Raw genomic sequence first — 24,760 nt, forward strand, 5'->3', positions numbered from 1 at the left:
ACGCCAGGCGCGGCTCGCCGCGGGTGACATTTCTTGTCACCTCCACCGCTTTTCGTCCCCTCAGGCCCGCGCCCTGCCCGCTTTGCGAGCGCGCCGCGCCGCCAGATGCGCAGAGACCAGCGCCAAAGCGGCAAGACCACGCCCCGTCATGACATGCCCCGCCGCCCCGGGATGCTCCAACAGCGCCCAGCCAAACGAAAAGAGCGGCCCCCGGGGGCCGCTCTGTCCAATCCTCTGCGCGGGGCATGTCGGCCCGGGTGGGCCTCAGCCCTCCATCACGTCGCCATCGTCGTCCTCGGAGAAGTTCTCGCCGAACTCCAGCCCGTGGGCTGCGCGGATCTTGTCCTCGATCTCATAGGCGATATCGGGGTTTTCCTTCAGGAAGGTCTTGGCGTTCTCACGCCCCTGCCCGATCCGCTCGTCGCCGTAGCTGTACCAGCTGCCCGATTTCTCGACCACGCCGGCCTTCACGCCCATGTCGATCAGCTCGCCGGTCTTCGAGATGCCTTCGCCATACATGATGTCGAATTCCACCTGCTTGAAGGGCGGCGCCACCTTGTTCTTCACCACCTTGACGCGGGTCGAGTTGCCGACCACCTCGTCACGGTCCTTAATGGCGCCGATACGGCGGATGTCCATGCGGACCGAGCTGTAGAACTTCAGCGCGTTACCGCCCGTCGTGGTCTCGGGACTGCCGAACATCACGCCGATCTTCATGCGGATCTGGTTGATGAAGATCACCGTGCACTTGGTGCGGCTGATCGAGCCGGTCAGCTTGCGCATCGCCTGGGACATCAGACGGGCGTGCACCCCGACCGAGCTGTCGCCCATGTCGCCTTCCAGTTCCGACTTGGGCGTCAGGGCCGCGACCGAGTCGACGATGACCATGCTGACCGCGCCCGAACGCACCAGCGTATCGGTGATCTCCAGCGCCTGTTCGCCGGTGTCGGGCTGCGAGATCAGCAGCTCGTCCAGGTCGACGCCCAGCTTGCGGGCATAGCCCGGGTCCAGCGCATGTTCGGCGTCGACGAAGGCGCAGACGCCGCCCTTTTTCTGTTCCTCTGCCACGCAATGCAGCGTCAGCGTGGTCTTGCCCGAGCTTTCGGGCCCGTAGATCTCGACGATGCGCCCCTTGGGCACGCCGCCGATGCCAAGCGCGATATCAAGGCCCAGCGAACCGGTCGAGGTGGCCTCGATCTCCTGGATGGCATCCTTGCCCCCCAGCTTCATGATCGAACCCTTGCCGAACTGACGCTCGATCTGGGACAGCGCCGAATCCAGCGCCTTCTGCTTGTTGGGGTCTTTTTTGGAGTTCATGGAGAGTAGATCTGCCGTTGCCATTCTCTGCTTCCTTATTTCACACCCCGGTCAGGGCAGCAATGAGCGCTTATGTTCGCTTCTTGTTCCCGCTTGTATGGGGGCAAAAAGAGAACATTTCAATCAAATTCTTCAGGTTCCGACTTTGCGGAGCCAGGGTTAAAGAGTAGTTTACGGGCGCAAATACAGGGGTCGGGACGGCCAAGGGGGTTGAAATGATGGTATTTTCCAAGGCCCGGCTGGTGTTCCTGTCGGTCCCCAAGACCGGAACAACCGCCTACGAATCCGCCCTGGGGCCCCTGGCCGATATCCTGGTGTCGAATCCGCCCGAGCTGAAGCACGCCCCGGTCTACCGCTACAACCGCTTCTTCCGGCCCATGCTGGAGAAGTTCGTGGGCGCGGATCTGGAGGTTCTGGCGGTGGTGCGCGAGCCGGTCTCCTGGCTCGGCTCCTGGTATCGGTTCCGGCAGCGACCCTTCATGGCGGGTAAGCCCAATGCGACCCATGAGCTGAGCTTCGACGAATTCGTCGAGGGTTATTGCAAGGGGCAGCGCCCGGGCTTTGCCAATGTCGGCAGCCAGGCGAAGTTCCTGGAACCGGCGGGCAACGGCACCTGCGCGACGAAGCTGTTTCGCTACGAGGATCAGGCCGGACTGCGCGCCTGGCTGGAAGAGCGGCTGGAAACCCGCATCGAGACCGCGCGCGAAAACGTCTCACCCGAGATGGAGCTGACCCTGTCGCCCGAGGTCGAGGCCAAGCTGCGCCGCAAGCACGCCGAAGAGTTCGCCCTTTACGATAGCATTCCCGCCTAGGCCCGCCCCAGAGCCTTTGACGCTCGGACGGTCGCCCCCAGGGCGCGCGTCGGCAAAGGGGCCCCGTAGGGCGGGGTTCACCCCGCCATCCGCCCTCCTGTCATCCCCCTCCGCGCTCAGTCCTCGGCGGGTGGCGGCGGAGCTGCGCCGCCCTCTACCTCTTGCCCGTCGGCCGCAGCGCCGCCCGGCTCCGGCCCGCTCAGCTGGCGCTGCACCGTCTCGGTCAGCTCGGCCAGCGAGAAAGGTTTCGGCAGGAAGACAGAGCCGGGGATGCGGGCGGCGCTGTCGGCGAAACTGTCCTCGGCATAGCCCGAGACAAAGACCACCCGGGTGTCGGGCCGGGTTTTCAGCGCCGCGCGCACCCAGCTGGGCCCGTCAAGCCCGGGCATGATCACATCGGTGACGAAAATGTCGATCTCCTGCTCGGTCGCGGCCAGTACCTCCAGCGCCTGTTCGCCGCTGTCGGCCTCCAGCACGCTATAGCCGCGCAGGCGCAGGGCGCGGCTGGCGAAGGCGCGCACCGGGGCCTCGTCCTCGACCAGCAGCACGACGCCCTCGGCGCGGGTGGGCAGCGCCCGGGCGGGGGCCGGGGCGGCGGGGGCCTCGGGCCGGGCCTCGGCCTCGCGGGCGGGAAACAGCAGGGTGAAACAGGTCCCAGCCCCCGGCGTGCTGTCAACGAAGATATACCCGCCCGACTGCTTGATGATGCCATAGGCGGTGGACAGGCCCAGTCCCGTCCCCTCGCCCACCCGTTTGGTGGTGAAGAAGGGTTCGAACACCTTGGGCAGCTTGTCGGGCGGAATGCCATGGCCGGTGTCGCGCACCTGCACCTGAACGTAGTCCCCAGGCGCCACCTTGGCGCGGTCGCGCCGCAGTTCCGATGCCAGGTGCAGCATCTGAGTGGCAATGCGGATCTCGCCGCCCTCGGGCATGGCGTCGCGGGCATTGACGACCAGGTTCATCAGCACCTGTTCCAACTGCCGCTTGTCGGCGCGGATCTGCGGCAGCAGCGGGTCATGGCTGAGCGACAGGGTCACCTTCTCGCCCACCAGGCGGTTCAGCAGATGGGTCAGGTCCGACAGGGTGTCGCGCAGGTCCAACGGTTCCGGGCGCAGGGTCTGCTTGCGCGAAAAGGCCAGCAGCTGGCCGACCAGCGACGCGGCGCGGTTGGCATTCTGGTTGATCTGGATGAGGTCAGCGTAATCGGGATCGCCCGGGTCGTGGCGCAGCAACAGCAGGTCGCAATGGCCAGTGATCGCGGTCAGCAAGTTGTTGAAATCATGGGCCACGCCCCCGGCCAGTTGGCCGATGGCCTGCATCTTCTGGCTTTGCACGAACTGCGCCTCCAGCGTCTTCAGCTCGGTCGCGTCCGACAGCACGGCGATCAGCGCGGTCCGCCCCTCCAGCGGCACCGGTTTCACCGCCACCTGCACGAAGACCTCGATCTCGGAATGGGACAGGCGCAGGAATTCCGAATGGGGTTTCGCCGGCGCCTCGACCGTCTGGGCCGCCGCCTCGGCCAGCCATTCAGGGATCGAGCGGCCCAGCCCCTCCATCAGGTCGCCCAGCACCAGGTCGGGGCGCGGGCCGATCGACAAGAGCTGACAGGCGGCGGCATTGGCCAGCTCGATCTCGCCGCTGACCGAAAGGCGCAGGATAGGCACCGGCAGGCTGTCGACCATCGACCAGATCAGCGCAGCCCCTGCCGCCTCGCCGCGCATCCCCTTGGCCTCCGCCCCCTCGGCCCCCGGGCCCTGCAAGGGCGACAGCACGGCGCGGGCCGCCGCCTCCGGCCCCTCGGCGGCACTGGCGGGCAATAGCAGCACCTCGCGCCGCCCGCCGACCCGGGGGGCCGAACGCAAGAGCCAGCGCTGCGGGCCACCGGCGGTGCGGATGGTCACCGGGCCCTCGCCCTCGGGCAGCCCCTCGGGGCCCGCGATCAGCAGGTCTTCGAGGTGGCGCACCCGCCCCCCCGCCAGGGCCCGGGCCGCGTCGTTCATGTAAAGCACCGCATTGCCGCGCCCCAGCGACAGCATCGGCAGGGCGCGCCCGGCGGCGGCGATGGTCTCGGCCCCGCCAAGGGCCGCCGCGCCCAGATCCTCGATCCGCCAGAGGAAGCGGCGCCCCAGCCCCGGCTTGTCGACTGCCAGGGCCTGCACGCTGAGACGCAGAAGGCCGCCGGGCACTACCAGATCCTCGCAGGCCCCGCCCGACGGGATCAGCCCCGCGCGCAGACGGCGCACCACCGCGGCGGGCTGGTCAAGGCGCAGCGCCAGCGCCGCCTCCAGCGTGGGCAGATCGGCGCCGCCGCGCCAGGCCTGGGCGGCGGCGTTGAGATACAGCACCTCGTTCTCGGCCCCGGCGATCAGCACCGGCGCCGGGTCGCGCGCCAGCACGGGTTCCAGGGGCAGGTTCGACAGAAGGTCAGAGGGCGCAGCCCCCGCCCCTTCGACCCCCGCCCCCTCGGCGCGCAGAAAGGCCTGCATCCCGCGCGCCGCCCCCAGCCCCGCCAAAAGCAGCGCCAGGGTCGCCCCGCTGAGGATCAGCGCCAGGCGCAGCACCGGGTCGGGCACCAGGGCGGCGGCGCAGACAAACAGCGCGCAAAGCCCGACCAGCAGCGGCACCCGTCGCCCCAGGGCGCGCCGTATCAGATCCAGCCGTCCGGTTGCCGCGCCGGTTTCGGTCACAGCCCTCTCCTCGTTCCGCTCGCAAGCCGCGGCAGAGTGGACCGTCGAGGCTTAAACGATGGTTAACGGGAGAAAGGCTAGCCCGGCGCGGCGGCAGAGAATACACGCCAGACGCGAACCATTACAGGACATTAGTCGCGCAATAGTTGCGATACGTAGAACCCGTCGCCGCCGTCCAGGGGCGTCAGGCGGCGCTCGCTGTCCTGCCGCCAGCCCGGGGTGCGATCGAGGAAGGCCGCAACCTGGGCGCCGTTTTCGGCATCGAGCAGCGAACAGGTGGCATAGGCCAGCCGCCCGCCCGGGGCGACCAGCGGGGCGGCCTCGTCCAGGATCTGCGCCTGGATGCCCAGGATCTCGTCCAGCCGCGCGCGGGTCAGGCGCCACTTGCCCTCGGGCGCCCGGCGCCAGGCGCCGCTGCCGGAACAGGGTACATCGCAGAAGACCAGATCATAGGGTGCGTGATCGGCCAGCCGGTCGGTGTCGACCAGCGTCACCCGCAGCCCCGCGCGGCGGGCCCGGGCGGGCAGATCCTTCATCCGTTGCGGCGCGGCGTCATGGGCGTAGAGCTTCAGCTCGGCCCGGGCGCCCAGGGCCAGGGACTTGCCGCCGCCGCCCGCGCAATAGTCCAGCACCCGCATCCCGTCGGCCAGGGGCACCGCCTCGCAGATGGCCTGGCTGCCCGCGTCCTGCATCTCGAACCGGCCGTCCTCGAAGGCCGCGGTGCGTTGCAGCTTGCGCGCGCCTTCCGTCACCTCCAGCGCGGCGGGGGCCAGGTCGACGGGATGGGCCAGGATGCCCTCGTCGGCCAACTCGGCCTGAAGGGCGCCACGGGTGGTGACGGCGCGATTGACCCGGATCTGCACCGGGGCGCGCGATCGCAGCACCTCGGCCACCGCGACCGCCTCCGCGCCCAGCGAAGCGGTGAAGTCGTCCCAGATCCAGCCGGGAATGTCGTGGCGCTGCGCCGGATCCTCGGGAAGCGCGCCCGCGGCCTGCTCCTCTTCCGTCAGCGGCGCGGGCGCGTGGCCCTCGCCGGTGAAGACCTCGGCCGGATCGCGCCCCTCGGCCCGCAGAAGGCCGATCATCACCCCGCGCCCGGTATCCGCACCGCCAAGCGCCGCGAAACTGGTCAGGCAGCGTAGCGCGTCAAAGACATGGTCGCGCACCGCCGCGCGGTCCTTGGACCCGGCGAAACGCGCATTCCGCGCCCAGGTGGTCAGGGCCTTCTCGGCCGCCTCGCCGCGCAGGACCAGGTCCAGGATCTCGGCGGCGGCCGCAATGCGGGCGGCGGGCTGCATCAGGCGGCCCCGCCCATGTCAAAGATCTTGCCGGGGTTCAGGATGCCCTTGGGATCCAACGCCGCCTTGACGGCCCGCATGGCGATCAGCGCCGGGCCCACCTCTTCGGCCAGCGCGCCCATCTTGCCCTGGCCGATGCCATGCTCGCCGGTGCAGGTGCCCCCCGCCGCCTGGGCGCGCAGCGTGATGGCGTGCAGGAAGTCCTCGACCTTGGCGGCCTCTTCGGCATCCTCGGGGTCAGTCATCAACACGACGTGGAAGTTGCCGTCGCCCACATGGCCCAGAATGGTGCCGATCAGGCCCTTCTCGTCCAGATCCGCCCGGGCGGCGGCGATATTGTCGGCCAGGGCCGAGATCGGCACACAGGCGTCACTGACCAGGCCCTTGCAGCCCGGGCGCAGCGCCAGCGCCGCCCAATAGCTGTCGTGCCGCGCCTGCCACAGCTTGTTGCGGGTGTCGGGATCGGTGGACCAGTCAATATGGGTGGCGCCCGCATCGCGGGCCAGCTCGGCAAAGGTCTCGGCGGTGTCCTGGGCCACCACCTCGGAGCCGGTGCATTCGAAGAAGAGCGTCACCGTCTCTTCCAGGTCCAGCTTGCTGTACTGGTTGCAGGCGCGGATCTGCATGGCGTCCAGCAGCTCGACCCGACCGATATCCAGACCCATCTGCACCAGCAGGATCACCGCAGAGACGGCGCTGTCGAGATCGGGGAAGGCGGCGATGCCGCCCAGCACGGTCTCGGGGATACCGCGCAGGCGCAGGGTGACCTCGGTGATCACGCCCAGCGTCGCCTCGGAGCCGATCATCAGCCGGGTCAGGTCATAGCCGGCCGAGGACTTGGCCGCGCGCGAGCCGGTGCGGATGACGGTGCCATCGGCCAGAACCACCTCCAGCGCCAGCACGTTGTCGGCCATGGTGCCATAACGCACCGCATTGGTGCCCGAGGCCCGGGTGGCGCACATGCCCCCGACCGAAGCATCGGCGCCGGGGTCGATGGGGAAGGTCAGGCCGGTGGCCCGCAGCTCCTCGTTCAGGCGCTTGCGGGTGATGCCGGGCTGGACCACGGCCAGCAGATCCTCGGGGTGGGTTTCCAGCACGGCGGCCATGCGGCTCATGTCGATCGAGACACCGCCCAGGGGCGCGTTCAACTGCCCCTCAAGGGAGGAACCCGCGCCGAAGGGGATCACCGGCACGCCATGGGTCCAGCAGGTCTTCAGGATCTGCGACACCTCGGCGGTGCTTTCGGGCCAGACCACCATGTCGGGGGCCTGGGTGCCGCGCCCGGTGGCGGTATTGGCGTGCTGTTCGCGGATCGCCGCGCCCGTTTGCAGCCGCTCGCCGAAATGCGCCGACAGTTCGCTCCGCACGGCCTCGATCGCCGTCGCCTGCGGTTTCACCCTCTGGTTCATCATCGTCTCCTGCGCTGCAACATGCCCCGGCCGGTCCGGGCCCGCAGGCCACCAGCACCCGGCGGACAGAGGCCTTTCCCCTACCGCTCCCGCCCGGGGGAGGCAAGCGCGACCGGCTGTCGCCCGGGGGCGTGGCCCCGGTGCGACGGCGGGGGACCAGGGTTTGGGGGCCGTGGAGGGCGAGCGGGCCGGGAAACGCGCCACACGACGGATCTTTTCCGTTCAAAAACAATGCGTTGAAAAGCATTTCTTAGAAACACTCTGAAGAAATGGGCAAAAGATCCCTCCGACACCCCCCTTTCCACACCCATGACAAGTTGTTGCGCTTGTCCGCCGCAAGTCTTTTCCCAGGACGGAAAAAACATATCCACCTTGTCTCCACATCGCCCCCGCGCGGGGGCCGCGCGCGCGCCGTGGCGCGAGGGGCTGGAACGGGCGCGGTGGCGGCTCTTCATCCGCTGTATAAACTCGGCCGGCCAACCCATTGCAAAAGAGCACTTTCCCGCGCCCCTTCAAACACAGCCTCAGGGCGCGCAAGCTGTCCGTGAGGCGACCTGCCGCTGCCGCGAAGCCCTGGCAGGCGCAGGCTTTTCCCTGGTTTTACCCCCGGCGCCCCCGTCTCATCCCCAGACTTATCCACAGGCTTCTCCCACCCCGGGGAGTTTCCCGCTGATAGCGATAACACTTTCTCTCGCGCCGGGCGCGGGAATGGCGTAATGCTACGGGCCAAAACCCCCAGATCTGCCATCCCGCCCAGATCTGCCATCCCGGAGGAGGAGCGCCGATGATCATCTGTTGTGGCGAAGCCCTGATCGACATGATCCCTGCCCGCAGCGACGCGGGCGAAGAGGCCTATGTGCCCCATGTGGGCGGCGCGGTGTTCAACACCGCCGTGGCCCTGGGACGGCTGGGGGCCGATGTGGGGATGATCTCGGGCATCTCGACCGACCCGTTTGGCGCCCGCCTGGTGGCCGCAATGCAGGCCTCGGGCGTCGACACCACCCGCCTGATCCGCGCCGACCGGCCCAGCACCATGGCCTATGTGACGCTTAAAGAAGGTAGTGCAAGATACTATTTTCACGATGAAAATTCGGCAGGCCGCATGATCGCCCCCGAGGATCTGCCGGCGCTGCCCGACAGCTGCGAGGCGCTCTATTTCGGCGGAATCTCCCTGGCGGTGACGCCCGGCGCCGACACCTATGCGGCGCTTTGCGCGCGCGAGGCGTCAGCACGGGTGGTGATGATCGACCCCAATATCCGCCCCGGCTTCATCCGCGACGAACCTGCCTTCCGCGAACGGCTGGCAAAGATGATGCAACAAGCTGATATCGTTAAGATTTCCGATGAAGACCTGGACTGGCTGCGCCCCGGCCCGGAGGGCGCCAGCGAGAAGGCGGCGGCGCTGCGTGCCGAGACCGGCGCGCTGGTGATCCTGACCCGGGGCGCCGAGGGGGCCGAAGCCCATTCCGCCGCCGGGGTCGTGCTGTCGCCTGCCCGCAAGGTCCAGGTGGTGGACACCGTGGGCGCGGGCGACACCTTCAACGCGGGCCTGCTGGCGGCCCTGGCGCAGGCGGGCTGTCTGACGAAAGAGGGGCTGGCAGGGATCGAGGCGGCAACGCTTGGCGCGGCGCTGGACTTCGGCGCCCAGGTGGCCGCGGTCACCGTCTCGCGGGCCGGGGCCAACCCGCCCTGGCGGGCCGAGCTGGAGGGGTAAGCCGCAGAAATCCCTTGTGGATTTCCGCCAGAGCCGGGATTTCGACAAGCCACAACACTTTCTATACGTGTTGGGCCTTGTCTTTTTCGGACCTTTTGCGCCGACCTTCCAGGGCCTTTGCCGCGCCGTCACCGTGGGCTGTGATCAGTCTTTGAGAAGCGCCGCCGCCGTCTCTTCGTCGGTGATCAGCCCCTGCAACAACCCGCCGCGCAGCGCGGCGCGCAGCGGAGCTACCTTTTCCGGGCCCGCCGCCAGGCCGATGGCCCCGGTCTGGCCAAGGGGCAGACGCATACTCAGCATCCGGTTGTTGATCGGGTGGTCCAGATAGCGTCCCTCGGCGTCGAAGACATGGCCGCATAGCTCGCCCACGCCGCCCGCCGCGCGCAGCCCCTCCAGCTCTTCCGGGCTGAGGCTGCCGATCAGAGGCGGCGGGGTGACCACGACGCCGACCCCTACGATGGCCGCGTTGGCCGCCTTGGCCAGGGTGCGGGCCTGGCGCACATGGGGCATGGCCTGATACTGGGTCACCTCGGCCTCTTCCCGCACCAGCAAGGGCACCGGCAGAAGATGCGGCGCCGCGCCGGTGCGTTCCGAAACCCGCATCAAGGCCTCGTGAAAGCCCGCCGAACCGTCCGGGGCGACATTGCCGATCAGCGACACAAGCCGGTGGCGGGCGCCGTCCATCGACATCACCTCATCCGCCATGGCGCGCATCGACCGGCCGCACCCCAGGCCGATGACCTGGGGCGTCTCTTCGGCCAGCATCCGTTCCAGCAGCTGTGCGGCAATGGGGGCGATGGCGCGGATCGGATCCCCCGCCCCGCCCAGCCCCGGGGCCACGCGCGCGATCCCGATCCCGTAGCGCTCGCAAAGGGCCAGCTGCATTTCCTCACAGGCGGCGATCGGATGCTCGATCCGCACACGGATCAGCCCCTCTTGGACCGCCCGGGCCACAAGCCGCTGAACCCGCTGACGCGAGATCCCCATCTCCTGGGCGATCCGGTCCTGCCGCATTCCCCCCCTGTAATATAGCCAGGCCGCCCGCGCCGCGTCGTCGTCGCGCGCGCGCTCCCCCTCGTCGCCATGTCCCGCCGCCATGCTACCCTTCGGTCAGAAAGAAAACCCGCAGGCAAAATGCTGTAACGCGGACAAAACTGCAAAGACAATGCCAAGGCGTATTGACGCAGCTTCCGTAAGGGCGCCCAAAATTTGATCAGTTGTTCAAAGCTATTCGAGGGAAACCCCGGAAATCGCCGAGCAATAATTCGACCTTCAGGACAATTGCCCGACCAACCGGACGGAACGGCGCCGAGACAGGCCCTGGCGAGGGCGGATCGGCCCCTGTGGACGAATCCCCCCGCCCCTCCGTCCCCCGGCGCCCGGGGACGTAAAAAGGGCCGGAAGCGCGCTGCGCCCCGGCCCTCTTGCGGATCTCTCTGGCCCCGGATCTTGCCGGGGACATGCGGCCTTAGCCGATGCGGTAGTTCGGGCTTTCGCGGGTGATCTGCACGTCGTGCACGTGGCTTTCCGACAGGCCCGCGCCGGTGATCTTCACGAAATTGCAGTTGCTGCGCATCTCGGCCACGGTGGCGCAGCCGGTATAGCCCATGGCGGCACGCAGACCGCCGACCAGCTGGTGGATCACCGCGCCCGCAGGGCCCTTGTAGGGCACCTGCCCCTCGATCCCTTCCGGCACCAGCTTGTCGCTGGCCGCATCCTTCTGGAAGTAGCGGTCGGCCGAACCGCGCGCCATGGCGCCCAGCGAGCCCATGCCGCGGTAGGATTTGAACGAGCGGCCCTGGTACAGGATCACCTCGCCCGGGCTTTCGTCGGTGCCCGCGATCATCGAGCCCACCATGGCGCAGCTGGCGCCCGCCGCAATGGCCTTGGCGAAATCGCCCGAGAACTTGATGCCGCCGTCGGCGATCACCGGCACGTCGCCCGCCGCCCGGGCGCAATCCATGATCGCGGTCAGCTGCGGCACACCCACGCCCGCCACCATGCGGGTGGTGCAGATCGAGCCCGGGCCAATGCCGACCTTGATCGCATCGGCGCCCGCGTCGATCAGCGCGCGGGTCGCCTCGGCGGTGGCCACGTTGCCGGCGATCACCTGCACGTCGTTGGACAGCCGCTTGACCCGTTTCACCGCGTCGATCACCCCGGCGCTGTGGCCATGGGCGGTGTCGACCACAAGGATGTCCACCTGGGCATCCACCAGCGCCTCGGAGCGTTCGTAGCCCGAGTCGCCCACCGAGGTGGCTGCCGCCACCCGCAGCCGCCCCAGGTCATCCTTGCAGGCCGTGGGGTTCAGCACGGCCTTCTCGGTGTCCTTCAGGGTCAGCAGCCCGGTCAGACGACCGCTCTTGTCGGTCACCAGCAGCTTTTCGATGCGCCGTTCGCGCATCATGTCGATCGCCTGCTGGCGGTCGGCGGGTTCGTGCAGGATCGCCAGGTTCTTGTGGGTCATCATGACCTTGACCGGCGTCTCGTCCTTCTGGGCAAAGCGCATGTCGCGGTTGGTGACGATACCGACCACCTTGTGGTTCTCGTCCACCACCGGGAAGCCGGTGAACCCGTAGCGTTCGGTCAGCGCCTTGGCATCGGCCAGGGTCTGATCGGGGCGCAGGGTGACGGGGTTGTAGACGATGCCGCTTTCAAAGCGTTTCACCCGCCGCACTTCCTGGGCCTGCTTTTCCAGGTCCAGGTTCTTGTGGATCACCCCGATCCCTCCGGCCTGGGCCATGGTGATGGCCATGCGGGCCTCGGTCACGGTATCCATGGCCGAGCTGAGCAGGGGGATGTTCATCGAGATCCGCTTGGTCACCCGCGTGCGGGTATCCGCCGTGCTGGGCAGCACCGACGAGGCCGCCGGAACAAGAAGAACATCATCGAAGGTGAGAGCCTCGCGAATCTCCATCGGGTCACTCCATGGACAAGATCACTTGGCGCCCCCCTATTGCATGTCTTCGTACAGGGGGAAAGGCGAAAACGCCCGCCTGCCCCGCCACGCATGGCCGCCATGCGGGTGACTGCCCCCCGGGCCGCGCGCCCAGGTCAGGCCAGCAGGCTGTGCAGGTGGCGGTTGGTCAGCAGCACCCCGATGGCCAGCAGCAGGGCCGCGACGACGAAGCAGAACAACACCAGCTGCCGCTGTCGCCGCGCCAGGGCCACCACGTCCTGCCGCAGCAGCTCGGCCAGGCGGCGCCAGGCGCGGCGGCGCGAGGTCATCTCGTAGAGATGCATCAGCGAATAGGTCACCGCGAAGACCAGCACCACGGCAAAGGCGTCGCCCAGCAGGGTGCCGGGGCGGAACACCAGGGCGATGCAGATCACCGACAGGGCGAGGATCGTCGAGACGATGGTCTCGGAATAGTATGGCGAGGCGGCGCGCAGCAGGATCAGCCGCTCCAGCAGCGGCTCGGCGCGATCGGCGCTCGGCTCGCCCCGCTCCAGCCCTTCGATCAGCCGCAGCCGCGCGGCGGCGTCGCAGCCCTCGCAGGCTTCGGCCAGCAGATGCGCCTCCTGGGCGAAGACCTCTGTCTTGCGCGACACGATGAAGGCGGTGAAGATCGAGAAGAAGGCCACCAGCACGGTGATCACGTCGAAATAGCCCGGCTCGGGCAGCGCGGGCAGATACAGCACCGCGCCTCCCGACAGCAGCAGCGCGCAAAGCGAGATGATGAAGGAGGGGCGGCGCAGCTCGGCGGTGTTGAGAAAGCTGTTGGCCAGGAAGATGATCGCAAAGCCCACCAGGGTGGTTTCCTCGATCCGCCCGCCATAGATCACCGCGACCCAGAACAGCCCCAGGGGCGGCGCCAGGAACCACAGCAGGATCGACGAGGTGCTGCGGGTGAAGTTCACCCCGTAGACCGCCAGCAACGAGGCCAGGCCGAAGCCGGTGACGCCGAAGCCAAGCCCCAGGGCCCAGACCTGCGGATCCGCGAACTCGGGTCCGTTGGCCACGGCCATCAGGCCGCAGATCACCACCCCCGCCACGCGCAGCGCCCCCACCATGGCGGCAGCATCGCCCATGCCGCGCACCGGCGCCACGCGGTTCGCCAGCTCGGCCTGAAGGATCGTCGCGGCCGAGGCCACCGCCGCCAGGATGGCAAAGCCCACGCCCACGGCCCCGGGCAGCGACAGGTCAACCTCCCACTGTCCCCCCTGGGCGCGCCGGGCCTCGACCAGTTCGGGAAAGATCGTCACCAGCAGGCCGAAGACGCTTAGCACCATGACCGCCAGATTGCCGATGCCCGGCCGTTCCCAGTCCTTGCGGATGAAACGCCCGGCAAAGACATAGGCCAGCACCGGCCACAGCTCGAGGATGACGATCGACACGGCCCCCGACACGATCACCGCCGACCGGGCGAAGAAATACTGCAAGAAGACCGAGGCCGCGGCCATCAGGAAGAAAAAGCGCGGCTCCTGGCGCAGGGCGCGGCGGGTCACCGTCCAGATGGCCGAGGCCCCGGCGAAGGGCCAGACCACCAAGAGGCCCACCACCTGCGACAGGAAGGCGACGGTCCAGATGTCCCGGCTGGGGCCGATCAGCATCGTCAGCAGGGGAAACAGGCTCCACAGCAGGACGTTCAGGAAGATCGCATTGTTGGCAGATAGTTTCATGCGGCCCCCGTCGCCCCAGTCCCCGGTGCCTTCCCTCCTAGGCTGCGGCGCCTGACGGGTCAAACATATCAAGGCCTTGCGCCCCGAGCGCCCGGCTCTCTGCCCGCAATGACGGCAGCACCCACCCCCGGCCGAAGGGCCGGCCCGCGCGCCGTCCATGTCGCCACCTGCCGCCGCATGTCGCCCCCGGGCTTTCCCGCCCGGCCCCGGCTGGCCTATCAAGAAGGTCTAGCCAGGGAAGAGGCCCGCCCCCATGTCCGATAAAGACCTGTCCGATGCAGATCTGTCCGCGACCGACCCGCTTGTCATCTTCACCCCCTCCGGGCAGCGGGGGCGGTTCCCGGCGGGCACGCCGGTCCTGACCGCCGCGCGCCAGTTGGGGGTCGATCTCGACTCGGTCTGCGGCGGGCGCGGGATCTGTTCGAAATGCCAGGTCACCCCGGCCTATGGCGACTTTCCCAAGCATGGGGTGCAGGTGACCGACGCCGCCCTGTCGCCCGTCAACAGCGTGGAAGAACACTACGACGCCACCCGGGGCCTGCCGCCCGGCCGCAGGCTCAGCTGTCAGGCCACCATCCAGGGCGACGTGGTGATCGACGTGCCCGCCGAAAGCCAGGTGCACCGCCAGGTGATCCGCAAACGGGCCGAGACCCGGGCGATGCGCATGAACCCCGCCACCCGGCTGCACTATGTCGAGGTGGCCGAGCCCGACATGCACGACCCCTCGGGCGATTTCGAGCGGCTGGCGGCCGCCTTGCAGGCGCAATGGGGCGTCACCGGGCTGACCGCCGACCCCTCGATGCTGGCCGAATTGCAGGCCGTGCTGCGCAAGGGCGGCTGGAAGGTGACGGCGGCGGTCTACCGCGACCATACCGGCGCCGCGCCGCGGCTGCTGCACCTCTGGCCCGGGCTGCACGAAGACGGGCTTTACGGCCTGGCCATCGACCTGGGCTCGACCACCATTGCCGCCCATCTGACCGACCTGGAAACCGGCGAGGTGCGCGCCGCCTCGGGGCTGATGAACCCGCAGATCCGCTTTGGCGAAGACCTGATGAGCCGGGTGTCCTACGCGATGATGAACCCCGGCGGCGCCCAGGAGATGACGGCGGCGGTGCGCGGCGCCCTGGCCGATCTGGCGGCAACCCTGGCCACCGAGACCGCCATTGACCCGGCGCTGATCGTCGAGGCGGTGCTGGTGTGCAATCCGGTGATGCACCACCTGGCCCTGGGCCTCGACCCGGTCGAGCTGGGCCAGGCGCCCTTCGCCCTGACCGTCTCCTCGGCGCTGCCGCTGCCCGCCGCCGATCTGGGGCTGACCTCGATCAACCCCCGCGCCCGCCTTTACATGCTGCCCTGTATCGCGGGCCATGTGGGCGCCGATGCCGCCGCCGTGGCCCTGTCCGAGGCGCCCGAAACCTCGGACGATCTGGCGCTGATCATCGACGTGGGCACCAATGCCGAGATCCTGCTGGGCAACCGTACCCGCGTGCTGGCCTGTTCCTCGCCCACCGGGCCCGCCTTCGAGGGCGCCCAGATCAGCAGCGGCCAGCGCGCCGCCCCCGGCGCCATCGAGGCGGTCGAGATCGACCCGGTGACGAAAGAGCCCCGCTTCCGCGTCATCGGCATGAAGCGCTGGTCCGACGATCCGGGCTTTGCCGCCCGGGTGGCGGCCACCGGCGTCACCGGTATCTGCGGCTCGGGCATCATCGAGGCGCTGGCCGAGATGCGCATGGCCGGCATCCTGGATGCCTCGGGCCTGATCGGCTCGGCCGAACAGACCGGCAGCGCCCGCTGCGTTCCCGACGGGCGCACCCATGCCTATGTCCTCTACGATGGCCGCGCCGAGGGCGGGCCGCTGATCACCGTGACCCAGGGCGACGTGCGCGCCATCCAGCTGGCGAAATCGGCCCTTTACGCAGGCGCACGGCTGTTGATGGACGAGATGGGCGTCGACCGGGTGGACCGGGTGGTGCTGGCCGGGGCCTTCGGGGCCCATATCTCGGCCAAACACGCCATGGTGCTGGGGATGATCCCCGATGTGCCCCTGGCCAAGGTCACCTCGGCGGGCAATGCGGCGGGCACCGGCGCGCGGATCGCGCTCTGCGATCTTCAGGCCCGCGCGGCGGTCGAGGCCAATGTGGCGCGGATCACCAAGATCGAAACCGCGATCGCCCCGGCCTTCCAGGCGCATTTCGTCGCCGCAAACGCCCTGCCCCATGCCAGCGATCCCTTCCCGGAGCTGGCCAAGGTGGTCACCCTGCCCGATGTCAGCTTCAACACCGGCGGCAGCGGCGGAGACTCCGGCGGCCGCCGCAGACGGCGCCGCGGCTAAGCCCGCGCCCTGCCCATCGGATCCACAAGCCGCCCCCCCAGACACAGCTCGCCGGGCACACCCTCTGCCCCCGACGCGCCCCGCCCCCCTCTTCTCATTGCCAAAAATATCCCGGGGGCTGAGCGGCGTCTCGGAAATCGTCCGGGGGACGATTTCAGCCGCGAAGGAGCCCGCCAGAGCTCAAGGGGGGCAGAGCCCCCGCCCCCCTCGCCGCCCCGCGCTGCCGCCAACCGCCTGGCGCGTATCACTTCCCGCTTGACGGCATCGGCGCCTTGAAATACCTCAACCCTCGCGCGGCGGGTATGATGTAATGGTAGCCTGTCAGCTTCCCAAGCTGAACGCGCGGGTTCGATTCCCGCTACCCGCTCCACTTTCCAGCCGCGCATCCCTTTCCCGCGCCCGGTGCCGGGCGGCCCTCTCTTTGGACCGTTCCGAAGCTCTGGCCCGGCGCGTTGCGGCGCCCAGACCACCGGCCCGCTGACCTTGCAAGATCTTCCCAGGACAATCGCCCGCGTCGTCGCGCTCTGCCTCATCGGCCTGACCGGCGGCTACCTGGCCCACCTGGCGCATCTGCCGCTGCCTTACATGCTGGGCTCGCTCTTTCTGGTCGCCATCCTGACCGCCGCCCTGCCCCGCGCCCTGCCCCGCGACTATCGTTTCCCCGAAGGCTTCCGCTCGCTTTTCATCGCCACCATCGGGGCGACCATCGGCGCGCAGATCAGCTGGGACGTGGTGGGCAACGTGCCGCGCCTCTGGGCCTCGATCCTGGCGCTGACCCTTTTCGTGCCACTGACCCAGGCGGTCAACTTCGTGATCTTCCGCCGCCTGGGCGGCTATGACCGCGCTACGGCCTTCTACGCCGGGGCGCCGGGCGGGCTGATCGATTCAATCATCGCAGGCGAACAGGCCGGGGCCGATGTCCGCATCCTGGCGGTGCAGCAGTTCCTGCGCATCATCGTGGTGGTGGCGGGCCTGCCCGTGGCCCTTTCGCTGTGGTACGGCCACCCCGTCGGCTCCTCGGCGGGCATGAGTTTCAACGGCCATTCCGTCGGGCTGGAGCACCTGCCAGAGGTGCTGGGCGCGGCCCTGGTCGGGCTGGTGGTCTTCCGCCGCCTGCACCTGCCCGCCTCGCAGCTGATCGGCCCGATGATCTGCGCCGCCGTGCTGACCCTGTCGGGCCTGGCGGTGATCGAGGCGCCGCAATGGGTGGTCTCGGGCTGCCAGGTGGTGATCGGCACTTCGCTGGGGACCCGTTTCATCGGGGTGGAATGGACGCGCCTGCTGCGCGCAACCTGGCTGTCGGCCCTGTCGGTGACGACCATGCTGGCGATCGGCCTGGCCATGTCCTTTGCCGTGGCACCGCTGACGGGTCTGCACCTGGACGTCCTGTTCATCTCCTTCGCCCCGGGCGGCGTGACGGAAATGGCGCTGGTCGCGCTGTCGCTGAACGCCAGCCCGGCGGTGGTCACCCTGCACCACCTTTACCGCATCATCCTGACCGTGGTGCAGCTAAGCTGGGTGACCAAGCGCGGCTGGTTCACCGCAGCCCGCGATCCAAAGGCATGAATACCGTCCTGCGCCGTGCCACGGCCGCAGATGCCGCCGCGCTGCTGCCGCTCTACCTGGACTTCTTCCACGAAGATGCCATCCCCACGCCCGCAAGGGCCGTCGCCGCGAACCTCGCCGTCATGCTGGATGACCCCCGCGCCGCCCACTGGCTGATCGAGGAAGACGGCCGGGTCATCGCCCTGGCCGCCGGGGCGCTGACATTCGGGGTGGAATACGGGCTGTCGGCGGAACTGGAAGACCTCTACGTCACGCCAGCCGCTCGCGGCCGCGGCCTGGCCCGCCTGCTGGCCCATGCGGTCATCGACTGGGCCAGGGACCAGGGCGCCACCGAAATGGTCCTGGTCATCACGCCGCAGGCGGAGGCCGAACAGGGCCTTACCGCCTTCTACGAAAAGCTGGGCTTTGGCCCCTCGCCGCGGATCACGCTGAGCCGAACGACAGGCTGACGGCACGCCACGGGGGCGATCAGCCCGCCGCCTTTTCCTCCAGCTCCATCCATTCCTCCTCGGCGGCGGCCAGCATCTTCTGCCGTTCGGCCAGCGCCTCGGTGCCCTTCTGGAACTTCACCGGCTCCTTCTGGTACATGTCCGGCTGCGCCAGGAAGGCCTCCAGCTTGGCGATTTCGGCCTCGATCCGCTCGATTACCGACGGCAGCTCCTCCAGCCGGTGCTTTTCGGTGAAGGACAGGCCGGACTTCTTGGCTGCCGGTGCAGGCTTGGCCGCGCCCGGTTTGGCCACCTCGGGCTTGGCGGCCTTCTTCGCCGCCGCGCCGCCCTGCTCGGCCAGCCGCTCGGCCCGCTGCGCCTGATAATCGGACCAGCCGCCGGCATAGACCGTGGCCCGCCCGTTGCCCTCCATGGCAATGGTGGTGCCCGCCACGCGGTCCAGGAAATCCCGGTCGTGGCTGACCAGCAGCACGGTGCCGTCGTAATCGTCCAGCAGTTCCTGCAACAGGTCCAGGGTTTCGACGTCCAGGTCGTTGGTGGGTTCGTCCAACACCAGCAGGTTGCTTTCCCGCGCCATCAGCTTGGCCAGCAGCAGACGCGCCTTTTCGCCCCCCGACAGCGACTTGACCTGCGCCCGCGCCTGGGCGTCGTCGAACAGAAATTCCTTCAGATAGCCCACCACATGCTTGGGCGTGCCGCGCACCATCACCTGGTCGGCGGCCCCCGAGACCCGCATTTCCTTGTCGCCGGTCAGGCTTTCCCAAAGCGTCATCTCGGGGTCCAGCTGGGCGCGGGACTGGTCGAAGATCGCGGGCACCAGGTTGGTGCCCAGCTTCACCGTGCCCTCGTCAGGCGCCACCTCTCCCATCAGCATCTTGATCAGGGTGGTCTTGCCCACCCCGTTGGGGCCGACAAAGGCCACCCGGTCGCCGCGATTGACCAGCAGGTCGAAGCCCCGGACGATTTCCTTGCCGCCAAAGCTTTTGGCCAGCCCCTTGGCCTCGATCACCTTCTTGCCGCTGGCAGGCCCCGCCTCCAGCTCCATCGCTGCGGCGCCCTTGCGGCGGATCTGAGACGAGCGTTCCTCGCGCAGCGCCGCCAGGTTGCGCACCCGGCCCTGGTTGCGCTTGCGCCGCGCGCTGATGCCTTCCACGGCCCAACGGGCCTCGGCCTTGATCTTGCGGTCCAGCTTGTGGCGGGCGATGTCCTCGTCTTCCCAGACCTTGTCGCGCCAGGCTTCGAAATGCTCGAACCCCTTTTCCTGGCGGCGCACCTGGCCGCGATCCACCCACAGCGTCGCCCGGGTCAGGGCACGCAGGAAGGCACGGTCGTGGCTGATCAGCACATAGGCCGCCCGGGTCTGGCTCAGTTCGGCCTCCAGCCAGGCGATGGCCTCGATATCCAGGTGGTTGGTGGGCTCGTCCAGAAGCATCAGCTCGGGCGCCTCTGCCATCAGCTTGGCCAGCGCGGCGCGGCGCCGCTCGCCCCCCGAGGCGGTCTCGACGGGACGCGCGGGGTCGAATTTCAGCCCCTCGCCCGCGATCTCGACCTTGTATTGCTCCGAGACATCCAGCCGCGACATGGCGAAATCGCCCAGGTTGGCGAAGCCCGACATGTCCGGCTCCTGCTCCATGTAGCCGACGGTGGTGCCGGGGCTCAGGACGACCTCGCCCCGGTCCGCCTCGACCAGGCCCGCCATGACCTTCATCAGGGTGGATTTGCCCGAGCCGTTGCGGCCCACCAGGGCCACCCGGTCGCCGGTCTGCAAAGACAGCGAGAGATCGTCGAAAACCGGATCCCCGCCGAAAGTCAGCGAGATCGAGGTGAGTTGGAGAAGGGGTGCCTGTGCCATGGCGCGCAGCTAATCAGGCGGCGGGGCGGCGTCAAGCGGGATGGGGGTGTCCCCCGCCCGCCCGCGCCGGATCACACACCGCCCAGGGCCTCTTTCAGCCAATCGATGAAGGCCCGCGCCTGCGGGCGCAATGGGCCGCCCGGCGTCACCGCGTAGTAGGTCAGCGCGAAGGGCGACGGCAGCGGCGCCCGGCAGAGCGCCCCCGAGGCGAGATCCTCCTGCACCAGGATCTCAGGCGTGAAGGCAAGGCCCAGGCCCTGGCGGGCCAGGGTCAAATGAAGATGCGGCACACCGATATCCACATTCCTCAGCTGGCGATAATCCAGACCAAAGGCAGCGAGGGTCTCTTCCTCGAAGGCAACCCCCGGCGACCAGATCCAGGGCAGCGCGGCCACATCCGGTGCCTCGGGCGCGCCGGGTGCCAGCATCGACGGGGCGCCGACCGCGATCACCGCGCTTTCGATCAGCGGCTCGGCGTCAAGGCCGGGCCAGGTGGCGCTGCCGATCGCCGCGCGGATCCCAAGGTCGAATCCCTGGGCGGCGATGTCCACCGTTTCCTGCGAGGGCAGAACCGAGACCTGGATGTCGGGATGCAGGCGCCAGAAGTCGTGCAGCCTGGGCAGGACGGCGGCCTGGGCGATGAACACCGTCGAGGCGATCTGTACCGGCGCCCGGCTGCGCGCCTCGCGGATCTCCTCGACCCCCTCGGCAATCGCGCCGAAACCTTCGGTCAATCGCTGCGCCAGGCGTCGCCCCGCCTCGGTCAGTTCCACGCTGCGGCCCGCGCGGCGCGCCAGGGCGGTGCCCAGGTCGGCCTCGAGCGCCCGCACCCGGTGCGCAATGGCGGCATGGGTCACGTTCAGTTCGCGCGCGGCGGCGGCGAAACTGCCGCGCCGTGCCGTCAATTCGAAGGCCCGCAGCGAGGCCAGCGAGGGCAAGGTTCTCCAGTCCAGATCCAAATGATACCTCAAGTATGATTCATGAGTTTCTTGTTTCTTAGCAGATTTCTGAAAACATGGATATCTATCTGCTCCAGTAGACGCTGGAGTGTATCGAAATGATGTACAATATATCCCCCGAACTGATGATCGCCTCTGTCGAGTTTGGCCCCGACGGCCGCTCCCTCGACAGGAACCGAGCGGCCCTGAGAGAGCTTCGCCAGCTGCGTCGCGAGGCCCGGCGCCGTGCCCGTGCCGAGGGGACGCGCCGTGACCTGCGCGCCTGGCTGGCCCGCCTGCCCTTCCGCCGCAACCGCCGCCCCGCGAAGGTCTGCTGATCCCGAAAGGCGCCGTCCGAAGCGCCCTCGCGCGGCGCCGGGCGCAGGCCAGGCATCTTGCGAGACGCTTCGCGGGCGTGGCATGTCTGGCACAGAGACCTGCCCTTTCCGCCATTGCGAGCCCCCGATGATCGACCATCCCCTCCTCTTCGCCGCCGATGCGCTGGCCACGCTGGTCTTTGCCACCACCGGGGCGCTGGTGGCCTCGCGCAAGGAGATGGATATCTTCGGCTTCATGTGGCTGGCCGCCGCCACCGGCGTAGGCGGCGGGACTCTGCGGGATCTGCTTCTTGGGGTGCCGGTCTTCTGGGTCGCCAACCCGCTGCCGCTGGCGCTGTGCCTTGGCGTCGCGGTGTTGCTGCATTTCACCGCCAGCCTGGTGCAGTCACGGATGGCGCTGATCCTGTGGATGGACTGTTTCGGCCTGGGCTTTGCGGTGATCGCGGGCACGCTGAAGGCGATGGACCATGGCGTGGCCGGGCTGGTGGCGGTGGTCATGGGGGTCTTTTCGGGCTCGGTCGGCGGCATCATCCGCGACACCCTGGGCCAGGAACCCTCGGTCATCCTGAAGCGCGAGATCTATGTCACCGCCGCCGCCCTGGGCGCCACCGCCACGGTGCTGCTGGTCAGCGGCGGGCAAGAGCGGCTGGTGGCCGCCGTGGCGGGCTTTGCCCTGGTCTGCGCGCTGCGCGGCGCGGCGCTGATGCGCAACCTGACCCTACCGGCCTTCCGCCCCCGCAAGGGGCGCGATTATTCCTAAGCTGCATATGGGCGGACGGGCAGCGGCGGGATGACCCCCGCCCTACGACGGGCGCCCCACCCTTCCCCCTATTTTTGGCCAAAAATATCCTCGCCGAAGGCCTTGCCCGGCACGGGCGAGCGACCACGCCCGCCGACGGCACCGCGACCCGATCAGGCAGACCTTACCCCGCCGTGGCGCGCAGCAGGCGCTTGCGCGCGGGGGGAATGGCCTTGATCTCCAGCCCCGTGAAGACATGCAGCGTGTTCATCTTCGGATCGACCACCGCATGGTCCGACACCCAGCCCCCCATCAGAAGATAGGTCCGCAGCAAGGGCGGCATCCCCAGCATGGCGCGCTTGGCATCGGGTTTGCGCGCCAGCTTCTGGGCAAAGCGGAAGACCTTGGGCGCCTTCACCCGCGGCAAAAAGCGTTTCGGCGCCAGGTGACGTTCCTTCAGCATGGCGAAGGCATCCAGATAGGCCTCGGCATCGGTGCCCTTGAAGGAGGAACAGCCGAACAGCATCTCGACCCCGTTGCGATCGACGTAATCGGTCATGGCGCCCCAGGCGATGCGCAGGATGTCAGGGTCGCGCACCTCGGGGTGGATGCAGAAGCGGCCCATCTCGACCATCGGCCCTTCGAAGCTTTCCAGCCCCGACAGCTCGTAATACTGCGCCGAATAGCTGCGACCGATCTCGCGCCCCGCCGACAGGGGCAGCATACGGAAACAGCAGACCAGGGCGCCGCTGCGCAGGTCCTCGACCAGGATATGGGCGCAGATCGAATCGAAATCGTCGGCATCGGGCAGATCGGCGTCGCCCAAGAAGGTCAGCGCCCGAAGCCGCTGCGCGGCGCGGATGTCTTCGGGGGTTTCGGCCAGGCGGGCGGCATAGCGCCCCTTCTTCAGCGACAGCATGTCAGGCACTCCGGCGGCGGGGCGGATCGGTTTCCGCCCGCCTAGCATGGCAGATGTGACCGCATCGTGACAGGCGCAAGGCTTGGCGACAAAAGGGCCGGTGCGTCTTTCGCGCACCGGCCCCCGGAAAATCCCAAATGTCTGGCTGCCGACCGGCGCGCAGGCCCCGGCGCCCGCCCCTTACTCGCCGCCCAGCACCGAGGCGGCGTTGAACCGGCCCAGGTTGCCCAGAAGCTGGCGGATGAAGGTCTTGTCGGCGGTGGACGAGCTGGTGACGCGGCTTTGCAGGCGCACCACTTCGCCGTCTTCCAGCCCGAAGGTCTCGATATTGCGCACCACGCCGCGCTGGTCAAAGCTGACGGCCATCACCGTGCGCTCGATCACCTCGGGACGCTTCCAGGCGAATTGCTTCACCCGCGAGCGGATGTAGTAGAAATCGCCCTGGTCCAGGACGCCCGAAGTCGTCGGCGCGCCGATCACCTCGAGGACGGTGTCGCGGGTATCGACGCCCACGGTAACCTGCGACAGGATCTCTTCGTCCGGCACATAGCCGTGGTTGCGGTACTGCGCCGTGCAGCCTGCAATCCCCAGCATCGCCACTATCATGACGATTGCGCTCGTTTTCTTGCCGATCCCCGCCATCTTGCCCCTCTTGTTTTCCAGTGCACAGGCTTCTACCTCGCCTACATAACGAGTTACACTGACGCAAGAAAGCACGAAAGGCTCCCATGACCGAAAGCTCTGCCTCCGCCCTGCGCGTCTCCACCCTGCCGAAAACCGCGCCGACCCCCTTTGCGCTGACCCCCGACGCCGCCGAAACCGCCGCCCTGGCCGAGCTGCTGTCGCTGAAGGCGCTGCGCAAGCTGTCCTTCCGCGGCGAGGTCCGCCCGGCGGGCAAGCGCGACTGGCTGCTGACCGGGCATCTGGGCGCCACGGTAGTGCAACCCTGTTCGGTCACCCTTGCCCCGGTGACGACGCGGATCGAAGAGGACGTCACCCGCCGCTTCACCCCGCATCTGCCGGACGAGGCGGTCGAGGCCGAAGAGGTCGAGATGCCCGAGGATGAAAGCCTGGAGAAGCTGGGCAGCCATATCGACCCCGCCGCCGTCATGGCCGAGGCCCTGGCCCTGGCCCTGCCCCTTTATCCGCGTGCCGAAGGGGCCGAACTGGGGCAGCAGGATTTCACCGAACCGGGCAAGGCGGCGATGACCGACGAGGACGCCCGCCCGCTGGCCGGTCTGGCCGATCTGCTGGCCGCGCGGCGCCCCGCCGACGACGAGGACGGCGGCAAGAAGGGCTGAGCCGGGCCGCGCCCTGCCAGGCATCTGGCAGGCACTGGGCAGGCCGCGCCCCGCCCCGACCTGCCGGGGGGCAAAGAATCGCTTGCGAAGAGACTTTTTCGCAGTATTTTCGCGCCTCCATCCGAATTTTGGGTTGAATGCGACGGGCCTGTCCGACTAAGAGCCTCGCATCCACGAGAAACCGGGCCGGGTTTGACGCTTTGGCCCCCGAATACGATAGGTTGTGACATGGCTGTCCAACAGAACAAAGTCTCCAAGTCGCGCCGCAACAATCGTCGTGCGCACGACGCTCTGACGGCTGCGAACCCGAACGAATGTTCGAACTGCGGCGAGCTGAAGCGGCCGCACCACGTGTGCCCGTCCTGCGGTCACTACGCGGATCGCGAAGTGGTTGCACTGGCCGACGAGATCGACCTGGACGAAGACGCGGCATAAGTCCGTGAAGGCCTGGGGGCATCTGTCCTAA

General features: G+C 68.4%; 20 protein-coding genes and 1 tRNA gene. 10 read left to right on the top strand and 11 right to left on the bottom strand.

Annotated features, from left to right (window positions below):
- Positions 1–264: 264 nt before the first annotated feature.
- On the bottom strand, positions 265–1,341 hold the full coding sequence (recA, locus tag ACRARE_RS12740) for a recombinase RecA (RefSeq protein WP_432656827.1): 1,077 nt from the start codon (positions 1,339–1,341) through the stop codon (positions 265–267).
- Positions 1,342–1,532: 191 nt separating this feature from the next.
- Here recA and ACRARE_RS12745 point away from each other — a divergent pair, with 191 nt between their 5' ends.
- Positions 1,533–2,129 carry a gamma-glutamyl kinase gene (locus ACRARE_RS12745; protein ID WP_432656828.1) on the top strand — a complete coding sequence of 199 codons (597 nt, stop codon included), beginning with the start codon at positions 1,533–1,535 and terminating at the stop codon, positions 2,127–2,129.
- A gap of 116 nt (positions 2,130–2,245) precedes the next feature.
- On the opposite strand, the gene ACRARE_RS12750 is transcribed toward ACRARE_RS12745, so the two are convergent.
- The 3 genes from ACRARE_RS12750 to ACRARE_RS12760 all read right to left on the bottom strand — a co-directional run bounded on the left by ACRARE_RS12750 (position 2,246) and on the right by ACRARE_RS12760 (position 7,523).
- Entirely contained in the window at positions 2,246–4,816 is a 2,571-nt protein-coding gene (locus ACRARE_RS12750) for an ATP-binding response regulator (RefSeq protein ID WP_432656829.1), read from the bottom strand.
- A gap of 131 nt (positions 4,817–4,947) precedes the next feature.
- The gene (locus tag ACRARE_RS12755; protein WP_432656830.1) at positions 4,948–6,114 is read right to left on the bottom strand and encodes an RsmB/NOP family class I SAM-dependent RNA methyltransferase; all 1,167 of its coding nucleotides are present in this window, start codon (positions 6,112–6,114) and stop codon (positions 4,948–4,950) included.
- Complete coding sequence (locus tag ACRARE_RS12760; RefSeq protein ID WP_432656831.1) at positions 6,114–7,523, bottom strand: FAD-binding oxidoreductase; 1,410 nt, start codon at positions 7,521–7,523, stop codon at positions 6,114–6,116. Before ACRARE_RS12760 ends, ACRARE_RS12755 begins: the two co-directional genes overlap by 1 nt.
- A gap of 784 nt (positions 7,524–8,307) precedes the next feature.
- Between ACRARE_RS12760 and ACRARE_RS12765 the strand changes: the two genes are divergently transcribed.
- Positions 8,308–9,237, top strand: a complete 930-nt coding sequence (locus tag ACRARE_RS12765) for a carbohydrate kinase family protein (RefSeq protein ID WP_432656832.1) — start codon at positions 8,308–8,310, stop codon at positions 9,235–9,237.
- 144 nt (positions 9,238–9,381) lie between these two features.
- On the opposite strand, the gene ACRARE_RS12770 is transcribed toward ACRARE_RS12765, so the two are convergent.
- The 3 genes from ACRARE_RS12770 to ACRARE_RS12780 form a co-directional block, all read right to left on the bottom strand.
- Complete coding sequence (locus ACRARE_RS12770) at positions 9,382–10,335, bottom strand: sugar-binding transcriptional regulator (RefSeq protein ID WP_432656833.1); 954 nt, start codon at positions 10,333–10,335, stop codon at positions 9,382–9,384.
- A 370-nt stretch (positions 10,336–10,705) separates the two neighbouring features.
- Positions 10,706–12,154, bottom strand: coding sequence for an IMP dehydrogenase (gene guaB / locus ACRARE_RS12775; RefSeq protein ID WP_432656834.1), 1,449 nt, complete (start codon positions 12,152–12,154; stop codon positions 10,706–10,708).
- 137 nt (positions 12,155–12,291) lie between these two features.
- Entirely contained in the window at positions 12,292–13,860 is a 1,569-nt protein-coding gene (locus tag ACRARE_RS12780) for a DMT family transporter (protein ID WP_432656835.1), read from the bottom strand.
- A 253-nt stretch (positions 13,861–14,113) separates the two neighbouring features.
- On the opposite strand from ACRARE_RS12780, the gene ACRARE_RS12785 reads away from it, so the two are divergent.
- The 4 genes from ACRARE_RS12785 (at position 14,114) to ACRARE_RS12800 (ending at position 18,207) form a co-directional block, all read left to right on the top strand.
- The gene (locus tag ACRARE_RS12785; RefSeq protein WP_432656836.1) at positions 14,114–16,192 is read left to right on the top strand and encodes an ASKHA domain-containing protein; all 2,079 of its coding nucleotides are present in this window, start codon (positions 14,114–14,116) and stop codon (positions 16,190–16,192) included.
- Between the two features lie 296 nt (positions 16,193–16,488).
- Positions 16,489–16,562: transfer RNA gene (locus ACRARE_RS12790), tRNA-Gly, on the top strand.
- A gap of 113 nt (positions 16,563–16,675) precedes the next feature.
- Entirely contained in the window at positions 16,676–17,758 is a 1,083-nt protein-coding gene (locus ACRARE_RS12795; RefSeq protein ID WP_432656837.1) for an AbrB family protein, read from the top strand.
- Entirely contained in the window at positions 17,755–18,207 is a 453-nt protein-coding gene (locus ACRARE_RS12800; RefSeq protein ID WP_432656838.1) for a GNAT family N-acetyltransferase, read from the top strand. Before ACRARE_RS12795 ends, ACRARE_RS12800 begins: the two co-directional genes overlap by 4 nt.
- Positions 18,208–18,226: 19 nt before the next feature.
- On the opposite strand, the gene ACRARE_RS12805 is transcribed toward ACRARE_RS12800, so the two are convergent.
- Together ACRARE_RS12805 and ACRARE_RS12810 are read right to left on the bottom strand one after the other, a co-directional pair.
- Positions 18,227–20,059 carry an ABC-F family ATP-binding cassette domain-containing protein gene (locus tag ACRARE_RS12805; RefSeq protein WP_432656839.1) on the bottom strand — a complete coding sequence of 611 codons (1,833 nt, stop codon included), beginning with the start codon at positions 20,057–20,059 and terminating at the stop codon, positions 18,227–18,229.
- Between the two features lie 71 nt (positions 20,060–20,130).
- On the bottom strand, positions 20,131–21,030 hold the full coding sequence (locus tag ACRARE_RS12810) for a LysR substrate-binding domain-containing protein (protein ID WP_432656840.1): 900 nt from the start codon (positions 21,028–21,030) through the stop codon (positions 20,131–20,133).
- A gap of 89 nt (positions 21,031–21,119) precedes the next feature.
- On the opposite strand from ACRARE_RS12810, the gene ACRARE_RS12815 reads away from it, so the two are divergent.
- Together ACRARE_RS12815 and ACRARE_RS12820 are read left to right on the top strand one after the other, a co-directional pair.
- The gene (locus ACRARE_RS12815) at positions 21,120–21,335 is read left to right on the top strand and encodes a hypothetical protein (protein WP_432656841.1); all 216 of its coding nucleotides are present in this window, start codon (positions 21,120–21,122) and stop codon (positions 21,333–21,335) included.
- Positions 21,336–21,462: 127 nt separating this feature from the next.
- Positions 21,463–22,095: a trimeric intracellular cation channel family protein gene (locus tag ACRARE_RS12820; RefSeq protein WP_432656842.1), complete on the top strand. Its 633-nt coding sequence runs from the start codon at positions 21,463–21,465 to the stop codon at positions 22,093–22,095.
- Positions 22,096–22,258: 163 nt separating this feature from the next.
- On the opposite strand, the gene ACRARE_RS12825 is transcribed toward ACRARE_RS12820, so the two are convergent.
- Both ACRARE_RS12825 and ACRARE_RS12830 read right to left on the bottom strand, forming a co-directional pair.
- The gene (locus ACRARE_RS12825) at positions 22,259–22,993 is read right to left on the bottom strand and encodes a GNAT family N-acetyltransferase (RefSeq protein ID WP_432656843.1); all 735 of its coding nucleotides are present in this window, start codon (positions 22,991–22,993) and stop codon (positions 22,259–22,261) included.
- A gap of 180 nt (positions 22,994–23,173) precedes the next feature.
- Positions 23,174–23,587: an outer membrane protein assembly factor BamE gene (locus tag ACRARE_RS12830; protein WP_432656844.1), complete on the bottom strand. Its 414-nt coding sequence runs from the start codon at positions 23,585–23,587 to the stop codon at positions 23,174–23,176.
- Between the two features lie 134 nt (positions 23,588–23,721).
- On the opposite strand from ACRARE_RS12830, the gene ACRARE_RS12835 reads away from it, so the two are divergent.
- Entirely contained in the window at positions 23,722–24,294 is a 573-nt protein-coding gene (locus tag ACRARE_RS12835) for a YceD family protein (protein WP_432656845.1), read from the top strand.
- Between the two features lie 228 nt (positions 24,295–24,522).
- Entirely contained in the window at positions 24,523–24,729 is a 207-nt protein-coding gene (gene rpmF, locus ACRARE_RS12840; protein WP_432656846.1) for a 50S ribosomal protein L32, read from the top strand.
- Positions 24,730–24,760: the final 31 nt, after the last annotated feature.

The sequence above is a fragment of the Pseudooceanicola aquaeponti genome (genome assembly GCF_050897975.1).
Lineage (GTDB): Bacteria > Pseudomonadota > Alphaproteobacteria > Rhodobacterales > Rhodobacteraceae > Pseudooceanicola.